Below are 16,976 nucleotides of genomic sequence, written 5' to 3' on the forward strand. Positions count from 1 at the left end.
CTTTATTTTTTATTGTAACCCAATTGCAATCGCAATCATAATAAAAATTGTTCCCAAAATAAATAAGAAGCCTTGCATTTTGATTTGGAACTTCGCCCATTTGGCCCACTCGATTCGAGCAACACCTAGCACACCAATCAAACTAGCCGAAACTGGCGTGAAGGCATCCATAAATCCAGAACCAAGCTGGTAAGCTAAGACAGCAACTTGTCTTGAAACACCAACCAAATCAGCAAGTGGTGCCATGATTGGCATTGTTAATGCTGCTTGACCAGAGTTTGATGTGACCACTAAATTGAACAAGCTTTGGAACAGGTACATTGCCCATGCACCAATCACAGCAGGTACACCAGTTAAGACTGTTCCAATACTGTGCAGTATCGTATTCAATGCGGAAGGAACCGAAGCATCTGAACCACCCAATACGAGTAAAATTCCTTTTGCCATACCAACAACAATCGCTGTTCCAGCTAAATCAGCTGCACCTGATTGGAAAGAAGAAGCAACATCATTAATCTTCATATCATTCAGATTAAAGATTACTGCAATGATCCCTGCAGCTAATCCCATGACAAAGAATTGTGAAGCAATTTCTGGGATATAATATCCTTTTTGTGTTACTCCCCAAATGATCCAAACTAAAACGATCAACATTTCAGCTAAGATCAATTTATGACCAAGTGTGAAAGCTTTTTTCTCGTCTGTTGTTTTTTCAAGATGATCACGGAAGTAAGCATCTGATTTATAGGTCACAGAACTAGCTGGATTTTTACGAATTCGTTCCGCATAAATCATTAAGTAAACAGCTGATAACCCCGTTACGATCACCCACATAATCAAACGGAAAGTTGCCCCAGACAATACTGGAATCCCAGCAATCCCTTGCGCAACTGCAACACTAAATGGACTCATCCAAGATGTTGCATTCCCAATCTGCGAAGCAACGTAGGTGACCGTCACTGCGACAATCGAGTCATACCCCAGCGCAATGACGAACGGTACCATGACCATTGAAAACGGAATAACTTCTTCTGCCATTCCAAACGTCGCGCCCCCAAAAGAAAAAGCAAAGAATAATAGCGGTAAGGCTAAACGTTCAAGTCCTTTTGTTTTACTAATAATGGCATAAATTCCTGCATCGATTGCACCCGTTCGCATGATAATCCCAAAAGCACCACCAACAACCAAGATCAGTGCCGCAATTCCGACTGCAGAACCATATTTATCACCGGAAACTAACCCTTCAAACACAAAATTCAGGAAGCCAAATCCACCAAAATCGTCCGTTCCCCAAACTCTTGCTGTTTTGTGTAGTTTTTTCGACGTGTCATAAATATTATCTCCGTACTCGTCATAAAGTACTTCATCTGTTAAAGCAATCTCATCTAATTTTTCTTGTGTTAACTGTTTTTCGCCAGCAGCAAGTACATCTTCTAATCCGGCTTCTGGAACATCCAATTTCTCACGTTCCGCTGGATTATCTTGTAATTTTTCTAATTGATCGAAGACATACCCTTTATCAAGTGCATAAGCATAACGGAAAGAGTCTTGACGAAGTACTGTTCGTGTACTTGTTTCTCCGTTTGCGTCTTGGTATTCGATCTCCTGTGTGCTAAATCGACCAGCTGGTACCAAAAACGTTAAGATCCAAGCAAAGATTACTACACCAAAAATAATGACATACGTATGTGGTGTCGTTAACTTGGTGAGGTCTCGCTTGTTTTTTTCCGAAGAAGGATTTTTCTTCAAGTAGTTTCTTCCTTTCTGTTCACAATGATATTGTGATGAATAAAAAATGGATAATCAAAAAGATTATACAGGAAAACTTCTTCACTCACATGAATAATTTATTAGAAAATAATAAGTGAATAATACAACACAAACCATTGACTTCATTGTATTAAGCAACCAATTCATTAGAATTTTTTTCGTCACCAAGCAAATTTAAACCAAAATTCCCACGGATTTATCATACTGTTTCATTAAAAACAAACGAATAATCTTAACATTTCTTTTTAATAACCAGAAAAAATAACATGCATTATCTGTAAAACCTTGATCTGTAAACTTTTTTATTACAAAAGGTAAACTTCGTTGCATAATTGATAACAAATGTATTATAATCATGGTGTAAAGAGTTTTGGGGAAGACTCTTTCATCAACGTGTATAAAGAGAGAAGAAAGAATTGGCAACAATTCTTTCTTCTCTCTTTTCCTTTTTATTTTTGGTTAAAACAAGACCGTTTCAGTTGTTTCAATATACTTCGCACCTAATGGATACGCATAAAGCGTCACACCTTCCTTGACTGAAAGATTCAATTCACTTAAGCGACGCATCATTTCCTGAACCTCCTCCGCTGTCAATGAATGGGACGCAATTACGGGGTTGATTCTTTGATTTTTCCCTTCACTATCTGAAAAGATCAACTGTAGTTTTTTCATTTTCTCTTCTCCCTTAACTCTTTCGATAACTCGTTGCTTCCGTTTTCAACACAGAAGCGAATTTTACTTCTTTTGGCGTCAATAATTGAAAAATATCTCCTAAAGCCAACACCTTTTCATCTTCTGGATTAGGAATGATCGACCCAATCGTTTGACGATATTCTTCCTCTGTTTCCAAATTTGTAAAATAAATTGTTAATTTGGTACTTTCTAATTTTTTCTCCATCAGTTTCTCCCTTCTTGATTCGTAAGTAGTTTGAACAACGTCTGCACCGGTTCATTCATCATTCGTTTACTCACACCACTAGTAACGCGTTCAGAATGAACAATGTCAAAATTTTAGTTGATTTTTTCATCCTGCCACCGTTTTTTTAGTTTTTTTCGCCAATTGGCTAATGTTTGTCTACTTGCTGGCGCAGGATAGTGACTACTTCGAGCTTTTTCTAAGCGATACTCCAAAAATCGTTTTTCTTTTACTGATAGTTTGTGCCAAAGAAAACACATTGCCAGTCTTTGATCTGCGAATTCATACGAAGAATCAGATGATCCAGTAGAAAGTCCACTTATTAACTGTTGCTCTTTTTCCTCATTCGCTGCTACTAAAATTTCTTGCTGGCGCCATAATTTTCGTTGATGTGCTTTTATTTTCCAGACAATTTTTTGAAATAAATAACCTATCGGATAAGCCGCTTCAAAACTTTTTTGCGTTGCAAATTCCCGTACCACTTCAAAGAAAGCAATCCGCGCTAATTGAACATACTCCTCGTATTCCTGATTGTTTTGATAAATCCCACATTTCATTACCACCTTGTGATACAGCTTTTCGTATTTCTGACATAGATCTTCTAACTCTTTTTGCTCCATCTTTTTCTACCTTTTCCATTTTTCCGGCCGGTACCCACAGCTTAAGAAAAAATGAATTCACTGTAAAAAATAAAAAGAGCTTTTACTCGTCACAAATTGTCCTATCCCCATATGCTAAACTGTAGCTACACGAGGAATTATGACATTATTCTTGGAGGTAGTTTATGATTATATCCTGCAAAAATCGTTATACCATCAATGATTTAACAACTATTTATTGTGAATCGGCATTTGTTTCTTCTATTGAAAGAAAAGAATCTTTTTCCAAATCAGAACAACTTTATTTTTTATACCAAATTCCTTTAGATATCGAAATTTATGCACTGCTTCCAGACACAACCACAAACTTCAAGCGTTGCTGGATCGTTTTTCAGCATGAATGCATGTTAGTGGCAAGCTCTGCACAAGAAATCATTACTTATCTACTAGACAGCCATCACCAGCTAAAATTAAGCTGGTATCTCAAAACGATGCGCACACTTCTTTCCGTTAACCACTACAAATTACCGGCAGCGATTCGTACTCAAAGTTTGCTACCATTAGAATCTGCAAAAAAAGTAACCACCATTTGGTTTAACCCATTACAAATTCAGCTAATTGAAGAACAAGCTTTTCAAACAACGATTCAGTTAACGAATCAGCTCCGTTTTCTTTCTCCAATCAAGAAGCGAAACTTAACAAAAAGAATTCGCCTCGCGTTTTCTTGTCATTTGATGATCTACACAGACTTCACGCCAATCAATAGTCCAACATTTTTCCCATTCTTTCCAAAATCAAACTGGGTAGTCCGTTCCTTCCAACAGGTTTTGACACATCAGCAACATTATCGTCGTGGCACTTTTTTTCGCCAATATCAACAAATCATTTTTCAGGAAGGACAACAAGATTTTGAATAGTAATCATGTTAAATCGTTTACCCATTTTGTTATAAATTTATTTAAGAAATTGTAAATAACTCGCAACTTCTAGGTCAGCATGCTATACTACTGCTGAGAACTTGAAGGAGTGAGAGTTATGTTAGTACTATTACTAATTGCTATTTTATTGATTATTGTGAGTTCTTATATTTTAAGTTCCGAAGCATTTGTTGATGCTAAAACGATCGTTCGGGATCCACGAAAAATCATGTCTTTTGCAAAAGCATTTTGCTTGGCTGCTTTCGCTTTATTTTTTGGACTCATCTAATCTAACAGCAAACAAAAATAAGGATTGGACAAAAGGAAAGAACCTTTCAGCCGACCCTTATTTTTTTATCTTCCCCAGCTTATCGCTAAAAAAACTCAGAGCAACCAGTGAAAAGGTTGCTCTGAGTTTTTCGTTAATAATTCTTTTTTATTTATTCTATTTCAATTGTTCTTTTAATTCTTTTTGGATTCGAGCCAATTCTTCACTGCTTGCTCGTTGATAAGAAATGCCATTTTCTCCAGTTGTGCCATCGCCAGTAAATGAATCTCCAGCTAACTGTTCTGAATGAATTGTTGAAAAGGCATCACGATAATTTGTCGCTAACACTTTAATCGTATCCCAAGAAACATCTGTCGTTGCATTATTGCCCAAAGCTTCCAGCAAGTTTGTATAGTTTGTCAATGTATCGACTGATTTCACTTTGTTGATGATCCCAGAAATCACCTGACGTTGACGATCTTGACGGCCGTAATCGCCTTTTGGATCATCGTAACGCATCCGTGCATATTTCACAGCATCTGCGCCATTCAAGGTTTGTTTACCAATTGGAAAATCAGTTCCATCATAACTAAACGTCAATTTATTATTTACATCAACGCCACCAACTGCATCAACCAAGTCTTGCATTCCTTTCATGTTGATTTCCGCATAATGATCAATTGGAATATCTAACATGTTCTCAACTGTCGCAATAGACATTGCCATACCACCAAACGCATATGCATGGTTGATTTTATCACTTGTCCCATGCCCAACGATTTCCGTGTAGGTATCACGAGGAATACTTACTAAAGTCGTGGTCTTCTTCTGTGGATTGACCGTTGCAACCATAATTGAATCCGAACGGCCTTGATCCGTTCGACCAAAGTCTCCCGTATCCACACCTAATAGTAAAATTGAGAATGGATCGCCTGCGTCATAATCAATTTTTTTATCTCGTTTTGATTCAGTAATTCGATCAACTGTTTCATAAGTCTTATCCGCTGTTGACTTCACATCAAAATAAATTTTTCCTGCGTACACGGCAATCCCCGCAATGATAATCAACAAAATACTTAAAATCCATAAAAAAACTTTTCGTCCCGTGCCCATTCGTTTTTTCTCAGCTCTTCTCATCTTTTTTCCCACTTATCCTTTAATTTTTTCTCAACAGTTATTAAGATAACAAGTTGATCTCGCTTCACTTTCTTAGATAACGATACCAAAATGATTCTAACTTTTCAATGAGATTTCAAACAATTAAAGGTTTGCTTTAAAGTCTATAAGAAGGCCTTAACTTTTTGTGGATTATTCTTTTATTCAATCAGCCATTCATCCACATCAATCATTTGGTCGACTGTTATCCACACTTTTTTGTGAAACACCAAAATAAATAACAGAATATATAATAAAAACATTATTATATAAGCTATTTAACTACTAAAAATAACTAACCATTCATTACTTGTCACGGATTTACACCTTAGAAAATCGTTTTCTTTTCATAAAACTGTTTCTCTCGCTGTGGAACACAGAATTTTTGCCCATTTTCCACACTAATTACTGTGGAAAACTCTTTGACTGACAATCCCTTAATCTGAATATGTCTCTTTTTGAAGTAAAAACTGAGCAATGAAATAGAGCATCTGCTGAAGTAAAAGCATGCTAGAAATGGAGGCTGTTCCACAAATTGCTGGATCTAACTCAGGTAAAGTCAGCACTGTATCATGCAATTTTGCATGATTATCTAAAACCAAATCCGCAATCTCAAATAACCGTAAGCCACTGCTGTGCTGTGATTTTATACTTCTGGATAAATCAAAACCCGTCACGATGATTAATGGATATTCATGTTCCTTGATCCACTGTGCAAGTTCAATAATAGCTGGGTTACGCCCTTCATTTGACAACAATAAAAAAATGTCTTGCGGCTGGGCATCTACCTGTTCAATAATCGCTTGTCCGGTTCCCTCTAACCTCTCATAAATACCATTAGCTGGATTTTTGATCAACTTTCCAGGAATAAGCTCTGGAAGCTGTTCCCAAAATTCAAAAGCAACGCCACCCAACGTTCGACTAGCAAAAATCTGTAATCGTCCCCCTACAGCTACCCGCTGAGCAATCCAAGTTCCTGCTTGAATCATTAATTGTTCTTCTACTCGTAGTTTTTCTTCCAACTGCTGATAATAATCAAAATAACGTAAACTCATTAGTCTCCCCCACGAATCAAAATCAATAGAAACAGCTGCCCACTAAAAGGAAAACAACGAATTAGTGATTGACGCCTTATTTTTACTTGTCGTTATTTTTCCCCAACAAAAAAAGGTATTGAGCGTCTAGCCCAATACCTTGACATAGCAAATAAACAAGCGTGCAACCTTCACAAAAATCTACATAGGGGTAGAAATTTCACCTTAGATTAGGTACAATAAAAAAGGTCGATGCACTGCATTGACTATGGCAAAATGATTGGTCAGCGCGTACTGACAAGTCATTCCCTGCTTCTTAGCGCCAACTAAGAAGTAGGGAGCCTTTTTTTTATTCAGCTGTTTCTATCTGTCACCATTGTAAGGAAACTATTTGCTGAGTGCAAGAGGTGAATCTTAAAAAAACAAGAGTATGTTATCTTTTCATAATTATAATCTTGTTATTATATACTATTTTTACTAGCTTATCAGCCGTTACAAAGCCTTTATCATAACACTTTTTCAAATAACAAGCAGTCAAAATTTAATTAAATAAATTTCATTCACATACACTCACCTACAAAATGACTAAAAAAGAGGCTGGAGTCAACATAGTACACCCAAAAGTTAGATCAAACATCTAACTTTTGGAATAGACTACTCATCCAACCTCTTTTTCTTCTTTCACTGAGCGATACGGAGCCGCATGCTTTCCTTTTTTGATCAAATGCATTCGATGCCCCAGATAAGGGATACAAACTACTACATATAAACTAATCAAAACGGCTGCAAAGATCAGCGCCACTTCGATGTTAACTGCTATTTGCAACATTAAGCTACCAAGTGCAATCGTTGCTAAATACCATACGAAAATCAATCCTTTTTCTTTGCGTCTGACCATCTGAAACATGATATAAAAACTGACACAAAAGAAAGGTAATAAAATCAGCCAATTGCTTCCTTCCAGTAACCACTTCAGTCCATCTAATAATGATTGAGCGATTGCTATTAGTTTCTCCATGAACTTCACACCTTCTATTTAAATTCCGTTCGACAAAAACTCTTCACTAGTTTACTACTAATTCAAAAAAATTGTTAACGTTTCTTCTTTAATATCGTTCTATTTTTGTACATTTAAGCAAAAATTAAAGCTTCTTTTAAGCACAGATTCGTGCACTTCCTTAGACAAAACGATTCTTTTTTTCTAGTACTAGCTGTTTTTGAATTCGAGAAAAATCAGTAATACCGTCCAACACTTCATAAAAACCTAAAATCTCATTAATTTCTTGTACACTCAATCCATCCACAGCTTTATGTCCAGCTTCAGCTAATGCCTTTTGTTCTCGCCAAAAATCGTTAACTGTTTGCACTGAATGTTCTGCGAGCTCATATACATGCCACTGATCTGCCAGCGTCTGGATCAACAACTGTTTCTTTTTCACAATGGCAGTACTCTTTAATTTGTCATACCCATAGTCCTCTTTCCACAGCAAATAACTTTGTTTCGTTGGAAATAAGATTTCTTGTACCTCTTTATTGGTAAAACCCAAAAAATGAAGTAATAAAAAATAGCGAGGATTGATTACTGTTTCTTTTTTGGGAACACGATTCGTTATTTTCTGATTCTCTACTAAAAGTGTGGCTAACTGTTTTATTTTTTTAGGTGCTACTTTTTGAGAATGATACCACTCAGGATTTTCATTCAAGAGTTCAAGTAACTGCATTCGGGCAACTTTTTTCAAAGCTTTGTCTTGTTTATTCATCACAATCGGCTTGTACAACGTCAGCCACCCACACTTCCCTCCACTAATCTTAAGTAAAAATGATGTCTGCTATCTATTTTATAGCAAACCAGTCAGCTGTCAAATAGAAAAAAATAGTTGCCCTCCAAGAATGAAATCACGCTATTAGATATTGTGGACCAGTTTATTGATCATTTAAACTTACTTTGAAGACACAGCTTCTTGACTATCAAAGGTCAAATCAAGAGATAAAACACGCAACTCAAACCAGATAAACATAAAAATAGAGACCAAACAACCCGGCCTCTACTTCAAATCAATTACTCGATCAATTACTTTAATTCTTTTCCTAATTCAATCAGATATTCTTTTAGCGTTTCACCAATTTCTGGGTGCTGCAATCCATATTCGATACTCGTTTTCATGTAGCCAAACTTATCTCCGACATCATAGCGTGTACCTTTAAATTCATGTGCAAATACACGTTGACTTTTGTTCAGTTCATCAATCGCATCCGTCAACTGAATCTCGTTACCCGCACCAGGTTTTTGTGTTTCCAAGATAGTAAAGATTTCTGGATTTAACAGATAACGTCCAATAATAGCCAAATTACTTGGTGCGTCTGCTGGATCTGGTTTCTCCACAAAATCTTTCACACTGTAAACATCATCTGAAACAATTTCACCAGGATTGATAATGCCATATTTCGATGTATCTTCATGCGGAACACTCATAACAGCGATTGTTGAAGATGTTGTTTGTTCGTAATCATTCATCAATTGTTTTGTCAAAGGTACATCATCCACCATTAAATCGTCCCCCAGCATCACAATAAAAGGTTCATCTCCTACGAAAGCTTTCGCCTGTAATACAGCATGACCTAAACCTTTTGGATGAGATTGACGGATGAAGTGTAAATTAACGTCTGTCGTTTCTTCGACTAATTTCAATAATTCATTTTTTTCTTTTTCACGTAAGTTTGTTTCCAATTCAACATTTGAATCAAAGTGGTCTTCAATTGGTCGCTTTGCTTTTCCGGTAACAATTAAAATATCTTCGATCCCTGAAGCCAAAGCCTCCTCAACAATAAACTGAATCGTCGGCTTATCAACGATTGGCAACATTTCCTTTGCCATCGCTTTTGTGGCAGGTAAAAAACGTGTGCCTAATCCTGCTGCTGGAATCACAGCTTTTCTAACTTTTGTCATGATTTGTTCGTTCCTTTCTCACAATCATCCATTTAAAATAAAGTTCTCATTCAAATATTATAGCAGAGGTAAAATAGGAACCCTACTTTCTTTCGGTTTTATACTCAGTAAAAAAGAGAGCAAGATGACGTTTCCCTTTTGCTCGCTCTCTTTTAATTATTTACATAAATTCATTTTCTGTTTTACCATCGCGCAACATGATGTCTTTTGCAGCTTGCTTGATATCTTTATCTTCATATAACACACTATAGATGGTTTCAGTGATTGGCATTTCCACGTTTAATTGCTTAGCTAGTTCAACAGCGGCTTTGGTTGTTGAAACACCTTCAACAACCATCCCCATGTTTTCTAGAACTTCTGGTAATTTATGCCCTTGTCCTAATAAGTTTCCTGCACGCCAGTTACGAGAATGAACACTTGTACAAGTAACAATCAAATCACCGACACCGCTCAAACCGATAAATGTGAGTGGGTTAGCACCCATAGCTACACCCAGACGACTGATTTCAGCTAAGCCGCGAGTCATGATAGCCGCTTTTGCGTCATCACCAAATCCTAGCCCATGGATGGCACCAGCGCCAATCGCGATAATGTTTTTTAATGCAGCACCTGTTTCTACACCAATCACATCGTTATTTGTATAGATTCGGAAATAATCGTTCATAAATAAATCTTGAACAAATTCTGCTGCTTTTTGATCAATACTTGCAGCCGTAATTGTCGTGATATCATGAACAGCAACTTCTTCCGCATGACTTGGGCCAGAAAGAACAACGATTGCTTGGCGTTTTTCTTCTGGAAGCTCTTCTGCAATCACTTCTGAAATACGTTTGTGTGTCCCTTGTTCCAGACCTTTACTTGCATGAATGATGATTGGTTTCGTATTCATTTTTTCTAACAATTCTTGTGCAACTGAACGAATCGCTTTTGTTGGGACAACGAATAACACAGCATCGGCGCCATCAACAGCTTCCGCTAATTCTTTATATCCGACAATTGATTCAGGAATTTGCAAGTCTGGTAAAAAATGTTTATTGGTATGATAGTTATTGATTTCATCAATTTGTTCAGGAACGTTTCCCCAAATTCGAACATCATGACCATTTTCTGCTAAGGTCTGCGCTAGGGCAGTCCCCCAAGAACCTGGGCCTAAAACTGCGATTTTTTTCATTAAATTTCCTCCAGTAAACTAATCGTTATCTTTCATTATAATACAGAAAAACAAAACATGTTTAGTAATTTTATTGTTTTAACTGTTTATTTAAGTCTTCTTTTATCTGACTTGTTGAAATCTCTGGAGTTCGATCTAAATAGATTACCTCCACGCCAGTTTCTTCGTGAAGATAATCAAATTTTCCTTGCCAATCATTGCCCATCACAAATTTATCAACCTTAAATTCTTTAATATCTGAGACTTTTTGTTCCCAAGAGTTCTCGGGAATGACTAGGTCGACATATCGAATTGCTTCTAACAACTTTTCTCGTTTATCATAGGAAAAATAACATTTTTTTTGTTTTTTATCCCAATTAAATTCATCTGTAGATAACACTACAATTAAGTAATCCCCTTGTTTTTTTGCTCTTTTTAAAAGATTAATGTGTCCATAATGTAACAAATCAAATGTACCATAAGTAATAACGCGTTTCATTTTTTCTCCTTTTCTATGAATAGAATTACCTATTCATTACAAACATATTTATAAAATGAAGCCATAGCCTCATCATTATATTCTTCAGAATTAAAAATAGGTTTTTCAAACGGATGCTCAATATATTTTTTCATAGCCATATATATATCCTCAACAGTATTGTTGATTAGCAAGCCTCGTTCTTTAGAATTTATAACACTTCTAATTCCCGGAACATCTGTACCTATAACAGGGACTTTTAAAATCATCGACTCAATTAACGAGAGCCCCTGTCCTTCATAATTTGATGGCAAAATAAAACAATCACATTTAGATACAAAAAACATAGGATTTTCAACAAATCCATGGAGAAAGACTTTATCAGATAGTCCTAATTTTATAATCAATTTATATACCTGTTTTTCAATAGGGCCTGCACCCAAAATGTGAAGAACACAATTATCATAATCTTCACATAATTTTGAAAAAGCACTTATTAAGCCCAAATGGTTTTTTTCTGGACTAATCCTAGCGACATTTACAAAATTAATTTTCAGTTTATCAGGAGGCACTATTGATTTTATTTTTATTACCCCGTAATCTGTGCTTTCTTCTTTAAATGGTACTCGCTCTTTTTGATCAATTTCAGAAATTATTACCTTTCCGTCCGCAATTTTAGAGGTTTGTTGAAGTTGATTCAATATTTCTGTATCATTAATTATGTTATTTACATACTTCATTTTAGAAATATCCTTAACGTATTGTGATAAATCTAAGATATTTTGTTCATTAGCACTTTCTGATACTGAAATAATTCGGTTATATTTATCATACAAACTGAATATGACTTTTAAATTCCATTTATGTTTAAACTTTTTGCCTATTTTTTTTTCATATTCATTCTTCATAGTATTGTGTAAATAAACTGTTTTTTGATTTATATTTGACAGCCCAATTAAAGCATTAAACATCTTATTATACCCACCAAAATCAACACCTATATCCGGTTGAAGATTTCCAATAATTCTCTTTAACTCGTAATTTAACGTACTTTGAATTCTTTCTTTATCTAAATATTTGGATGAGTATCCTTGTCTATAAAGTATGTTTTGATTTATGGTATCTAAGATACTTCTATTCACATATGAAAATTTATAAATAAAATGAACTTTTGGATGTAACCTTTTCATATTTTCCTTTTTTTCTGTATTGATATTAGCAAAATCTAAAAGTACAAGTTCATAACGAGAATAATCAATTCTGTGTGATAAATTGATTATTGAATTAGTTATACCATTATTATAAAATCCTCCTGGATATAACAATATCACTTTTTTTTCGCTAGAATAATTCAGCTGCTTAACATTACTACTGTTACTATTAAATAAAACTTCTATGGCTCTCTTACTACTATCACCATTGTCTAGATAGCAAAAATTTTGGATATATCTGTGGATTTTACTACTATATTTTTTTAAATATTTTTTTTCTGGCACTTTAAGGCTACTACATAGAGAGTCAAAATCCATGCTAACCTCTCCCGGAAGATTGTCTATATCTAAATAAAATCCTCTTTTTTTATCATATGTTTTTTTATCTGGAATATAAAAATATATAGGTTTTTTTAAAGGTAAGAAATCAAAGAAAATACTAGAATAGTCGGTTATTAATCTATCCACACAAGCCAATAATTCATTGGTGTCAATCCAATTAGGCAATATTTTATTGGCATATCCTTTTTCAACAAATAAGTCATAAATAAAATAGTGAGTTTTAAGAAGTACTTTATATTCTTCACCAACAGCATCTTGTAATTTATCTAGCTCATTAATTAATTCTTTTATATCCTCATCCGTTGTAGAATCGATGTCTTTCTTCCATGTAGGTGCATAAAGCATTATCTTTTGGTCCTTTGGAAGATTATATTTCACTAATAACTCTTTTTTTTCTTTAAAAATCATGTCTACTCTTGGATTGCCAGTAACAAATACTTTTCCAGGAAATATTCCTTTTAGGTCATGACTATTAATCAACTTGTCTGCAGTAAATTCATTTGGCATCAATAAATAGTCTACATGGAGTAAATTACGCTGGATATTTTTATGGTCTGAAAAACCAGCATCTTTTATATCTAAGCCCAATGTTTTCAATGGGGTGCCATGCCAAGTATTAATATAAATTTGACCTTCTTGTTTAATAAAATAGGGCATAAATGAAGTATCATTTATTAAATATTCACAGCTAGCTAGTAACTTATAATATTTGTTAGACTCGTATTTTACAAATTTTACTTTCTTATCTGTTTGTTTGATTTGGTCTATCATAGGATCGTTTTTGTCTTTATATACCCAATACATTGAATATTCTTCTCTTTTTCTTAGTTCTTGATATAAGGCGTAAACATTCCCTGTCAAACTAACTGCATGGTAAGATTCCAACAAAACATTATTCTTTTTTATTGTTTTCTTCTTTAGCTCCTTTAAATAAATGCTGTTTTGCTTAACACGTTTATTCGTCATGTTCTCCATTACTGGATTACCAAAAAAAGACAAAACCTCACGATAATACTTAATTTTTTTCTTTATTTTCAAAATATATACACCTCAGTATTACTCCAATCTCTATTCAAAAATCTTTTTAAAATTACTATAGTTTATTTGATTATAATATTCACTATCAAACTGCTTTATACCATTTTTATCAATTATTAATTCTAAAATAACTTCTGAAAGAGTTTCCAAATCAGCGGTCTTTCCCCCAACAGAAGATATTATATTTAACATGTCATCATCGTTTTCTAAGCAAATAGTAGGAGTGTTGTTGATTACCTGTATTAATTTTAAGAAAGGAATCTTTTGATCATACATATTATTAAGAAGTATCACCATATCAATATAATTTTTGATTATTTCAAAATCTTTAACATAACCATATAAAGTGACATTTTCCTCTAAATTTAAAGAGTCAATTTCTTTAAATATTCGTCGTTTATCCCCTCCACCTAAAATATATAGATGCGTTTTCCCATACAATTTATTCACTATGGAAAACTGTTTGATTAATGAAATTATTTTATCCTCATTATTTAAATTATAATCTATTGAAAAAATATTATAGTTATCTTGCTGAGGCTCTAAAAGATAACTTCTTTCTGAAATTCCATTTTCGTTAATCATCTCTCTATCGAAAATATAGCTTTCCCCATTAATTGTTGATGTAATGTGTTTAATAGCCATTTCTTTGCTCTCTTTATTTCTTAAAAATTTATTCATGAATTTCAAGTTTAGAAAATCGTGTAGTATAATTACTTTTTTATCAAAAATATCCATACAACGGCTTCTTTCAATTTCATTATTTACAACAATTACATCATAATTTTCTAGTATATCTTTATTAGTAGCACCAACATTGTCTAAAAACAAAAATTTATCACTTTCTCTAAATAAATTACCTATGTTAATATGATTATCACTGTCAAAATTAATAAATTTATCAACATTAATATTTCTATAAGTGCTATATTTTTTGCTATGAATATATAGCTTTTCATTATTCAATAAAATATCATATTGTTTTAAACAATTGAGCTTAAAAAAGTCTAAAATAGATTCATTAGTTACATCAATCATTATTAATGCTTTTTTACTACGACTTATTTTCTTTACGTATTCTATTTTCTTACTTAATTCTTTAAGACTTTTTCTACCAAAATGAATAATAAAATCATATTTTTTATTCATTTTACTATTTTTTTCAGCCAATAAATGTAAAATATCGGATTTTTTCAAAGAGTCATAAAGTATAGTCTTTGGTAAGTAAGCATTAACTAATCGTAGCTTTTTTAATACACGTGATAAATCTGTTTGTGAATTTAAAAATATATATGAAGCATTCAATAGTCTACTTTGTAAAATACTAATCTTTATATTATCAATATCTTTTTCAAAATCATTTTTAAAACTATCTAATAAAACTAACTTTTGACCTTTTTGTAAGCCATAAGTTGTATACATTTTATTTGAAAAAATTGTTTTTGCATTTTTTAAAAGTTTCTCATACGCTAATGACGTATCATTAATGTTTTGCACACCTTGCATCTTAATTTTTCTTTCTCTAGAGCTAGATAAATATAGCTTAGACCCCGTTTCTTTACAGGACTCCGAAATCATTGAAACAAAATCTTGAAACCCAGCTATATCACTTATCTCTTCAAACTCTATATCTAGAAGTACTCGTTCACTCAAAATTATCACTCACCAATTTCTTTATTATTAATCTCCAGTCAACATCAAACTCTAAAGAATATAATCCAGTTCCAATAACAACACTATCCCTTACTATTTTGCTAGCTTTGATAGGCTCTCCTAAAACGTCATCGATTATCTCCGATTCAGATACTATTCTTAATTTCGAATTATTTATTATCTTATTTAAATAATAAGTATCTATTTTTATACGTGTTTTAGAGTCTTTAACTACAACATTGTCATCAAAAATATATTCTTCTCCCTCAGACGTAATCATTGATATTCTTAATTTTTTTAGCCAATTTACTATGTTAATATCAAAATTTTTACCATATAAAGCTATTTCAATTTCTATAAAATTATCGTTAATATATAAATCAGTAATATGATGTTGAATTCGTATTCTCTTTTGTTCCAATTTAATTAATTTATTTTCTTCTTCAGTTATATTATTAAAATTAAATCGAAGTTTATCATTATCAATTATATATATATCTTTTGACTTTATTAATAGTAAAACTTCGTTAATAGATTCAATTGATTTAGGAACATCTCTAAGAAATCTACTGTATAGTAAATGAAGTTCATTAGGTATTTTCAAATTAAAATTATAATTTATTCTTTCTAGAATGCTTTTAATACTATTAAACTTTTGCTTATTAAACACACCCATATTTATAGAATTTTCTATGAATATAAATAAATCATGTACTAATAGTTTTTCTTTATATGCTTTGTATACAACAAAATCATAGGATTCTAGAATACTTACAATTTCGTTGATAATCTTCATGCGATCATAGAAATTTTTGTCACTATCCATATTTTGAGTTATCGAGTCTCCTGTTTTTCGGATACGCCAGAAATAAAATAAGTTATAACATACTGAAACACTCTGAGCTTTTGTATAGCACTGTATTGAGAAAAGTAAGTCTTCGTACACAGTTTTTTCCTTAAAAATAATGTTATTTTTTATCAAAAAATCAGTACGGTATAATTTATTCCATACAGATGAATCAAAAACAAAGCGTGGATTTCTAAGTAAATCGGTATTCTTATAGCTCTTCTTAAACGCTCTTCTATGAAGAATCGATGCTTTTTTTTCACTTACTTCTCTAATAAATCTATATACAGAACTTGTTACAAAATCTGCGTTATTTTTTAAAGCAGTATCTAGAAGACTTCTATAATAATCAGTTGGAATTAAATCATCACTATCTATAAATGAAATAAAGTTCCCAGAAGCATGTTTAATACCAATATTTCGTGAAACCGATACTCCTTCTTGCATACCATTCACTATATAATTTATGTTTATTTGTTGGTTATCGGTCATGAATTGTTTAATTATTTCATTCGTAGAATCCGTACAAGCATCGTTAATTATTATCAGTTCAATTTCATTATATGTTTGTTTTTTTATAGAATTTAATGTGTCTAAAATGTAGTTCTCAGAGTTATATACAGGAAGTATAACACTTATTTTATTTTTCAA

The 16,976-nt window shown here is 33.1% G+C and carries 16 protein-coding genes; 2 read left to right on the forward strand and 14 right to left on the reverse strand.

Annotated elements, in window-relative coordinates; genetic code table 11:
* Positions 1-9: 9 nt before the first annotated feature.
* From yfcC to IGJ93_RS10040, 4 genes are all read right to left on the reverse strand, one after another.
* A complete protein-coding gene (gene yfcC / locus IGJ93_RS10025) occupies positions 10-1,749 on the reverse strand; it encodes a putative basic amino acid antiporter YfcC (protein WP_071868881.1) in 1,740 nt (579 codons plus the stop codon).
* Between the two features lie 480 nt (positions 1,750-2,229).
* On the reverse strand, positions 2,230-2,442 hold the full coding sequence (locus IGJ93_RS10030) for a DUF2922 domain-containing protein (RefSeq protein ID WP_067482503.1): 213 nt from the start codon (positions 2,440-2,442) through the stop codon (positions 2,230-2,232).
* A 13-nt stretch (positions 2,443-2,455) separates the two neighbouring features.
* On the reverse strand, positions 2,456-2,668 hold the full coding sequence (locus IGJ93_RS10035) for a hypothetical protein (RefSeq protein ID WP_067482505.1): 213 nt from the start codon (positions 2,666-2,668) through the stop codon (positions 2,456-2,458).
* Between the two features lie 113 nt (positions 2,669-2,781).
* A complete protein-coding gene (locus IGJ93_RS10040) occupies positions 2,782-3,243 on the reverse strand; it encodes a hypothetical protein (RefSeq protein ID WP_157495842.1) in 462 nt (153 codons plus the stop codon).
* Between the two features lie 227 nt (positions 3,244-3,470).
* On the opposite strand from IGJ93_RS10040, the gene IGJ93_RS10045 reads away from it, so the two are divergent.
* Positions 3,471-4,202, forward strand: coding sequence for a hypothetical protein (locus IGJ93_RS10045; RefSeq protein ID WP_095803771.1), 732 nt, complete (start codon positions 3,471-3,473; stop codon positions 4,200-4,202).
* A gap of 118 nt (positions 4,203-4,320) precedes the next feature.
* Positions 4,321-4,491: a hypothetical protein gene (locus tag IGJ93_RS10050; protein WP_157495844.1), complete on the forward strand. Its 171-nt coding sequence runs from the start codon at positions 4,321-4,323 to the stop codon at positions 4,489-4,491.
* Between the two features lie 156 nt (positions 4,492-4,647).
* Here IGJ93_RS10050 and IGJ93_RS10055 read toward each other — a convergent pair whose 3' ends face one another.
* The 10 genes from IGJ93_RS10055 to IGJ93_RS10100 all read right to left on the reverse strand — a co-directional run bounded on the left by IGJ93_RS10055 (position 4,648) and on the right by IGJ93_RS10100 (position 16,976).
* On the reverse strand, positions 4,648-5,607 hold the full coding sequence (locus IGJ93_RS10055; RefSeq protein WP_244897437.1) for an LCP family protein: 960 nt from the start codon (positions 5,605-5,607) through the stop codon (positions 4,648-4,650).
* A gap of 455 nt (positions 5,608-6,062) precedes the next feature.
* Positions 6,063-6,680, reverse strand: coding sequence for an SIS domain-containing protein (locus IGJ93_RS10060; RefSeq protein ID WP_067482511.1), 618 nt, complete (start codon positions 6,678-6,680; stop codon positions 6,063-6,065).
* A 637-nt stretch (positions 6,681-7,317) separates the two neighbouring features.
* Positions 7,318-7,677 carry a hypothetical protein gene (locus IGJ93_RS10065; protein ID WP_067482513.1) on the reverse strand — a complete coding sequence of 120 codons (360 nt, stop codon included), beginning with the start codon at positions 7,675-7,677 and terminating at the stop codon, positions 7,318-7,320.
* 160 nt (positions 7,678-7,837) lie between these two features.
* Positions 7,838-8,437 carry a hypothetical protein gene (locus IGJ93_RS10070; protein WP_271027409.1) on the reverse strand — a complete coding sequence of 200 codons (600 nt, stop codon included), beginning with the start codon at positions 8,435-8,437 and terminating at the stop codon, positions 7,838-7,840.
* A gap of 293 nt (positions 8,438-8,730) precedes the next feature.
* Positions 8,731-9,606: a UTP--glucose-1-phosphate uridylyltransferase GalU gene (gene galU, locus IGJ93_RS10075; protein WP_067482517.1), complete on the reverse strand. Its 876-nt coding sequence runs from the start codon at positions 9,604-9,606 to the stop codon at positions 8,731-8,733.
* A gap of 160 nt (positions 9,607-9,766) precedes the next feature.
* Positions 9,767-10,777, reverse strand: a complete 1,011-nt coding sequence (locus IGJ93_RS10080; RefSeq protein WP_071868877.1) for an NAD(P)H-dependent glycerol-3-phosphate dehydrogenase — start codon at positions 10,775-10,777, stop codon at positions 9,767-9,769.
* A gap of 70 nt (positions 10,778-10,847) precedes the next feature.
* Positions 10,848-11,255, reverse strand: a complete 408-nt coding sequence (gene tagD, locus IGJ93_RS10085; protein WP_095803773.1) for a glycerol-3-phosphate cytidylyltransferase — start codon at positions 11,253-11,255, stop codon at positions 10,848-10,850.
* A gap of 29 nt (positions 11,256-11,284) precedes the next feature.
* A complete protein-coding gene (locus IGJ93_RS10090) occupies positions 11,285-13,825 on the reverse strand; it encodes a CDP-glycerol glycerophosphotransferase family protein (RefSeq protein WP_411372662.1) in 2,541 nt (846 codons plus the stop codon).
* A gap of 30 nt (positions 13,826-13,855) precedes the next feature.
* Complete coding sequence (locus IGJ93_RS10095; RefSeq protein ID WP_157729258.1) at positions 13,856-15,478, reverse strand: hypothetical protein; 1,623 nt, start codon at positions 15,476-15,478, stop codon at positions 13,856-13,858.
* Complete coding sequence (locus IGJ93_RS10100) at positions 15,471-16,976, reverse strand: glycosyltransferase family 2 protein (protein WP_157729259.1); 1,506 nt, start codon at positions 16,974-16,976, stop codon at positions 15,471-15,473. The genes IGJ93_RS10095 and IGJ93_RS10100 overlap by 8 nt, the downstream gene beginning before the upstream one ends.

It is taken from the genome of Enterococcus sp. DIV0174 (assembly GCF_050529065.1).
GTDB classification, from domain to species: domain Bacteria; phylum Bacillota; class Bacilli; order Lactobacillales; family Enterococcaceae; genus Enterococcus_B; species Enterococcus_B thailandicus.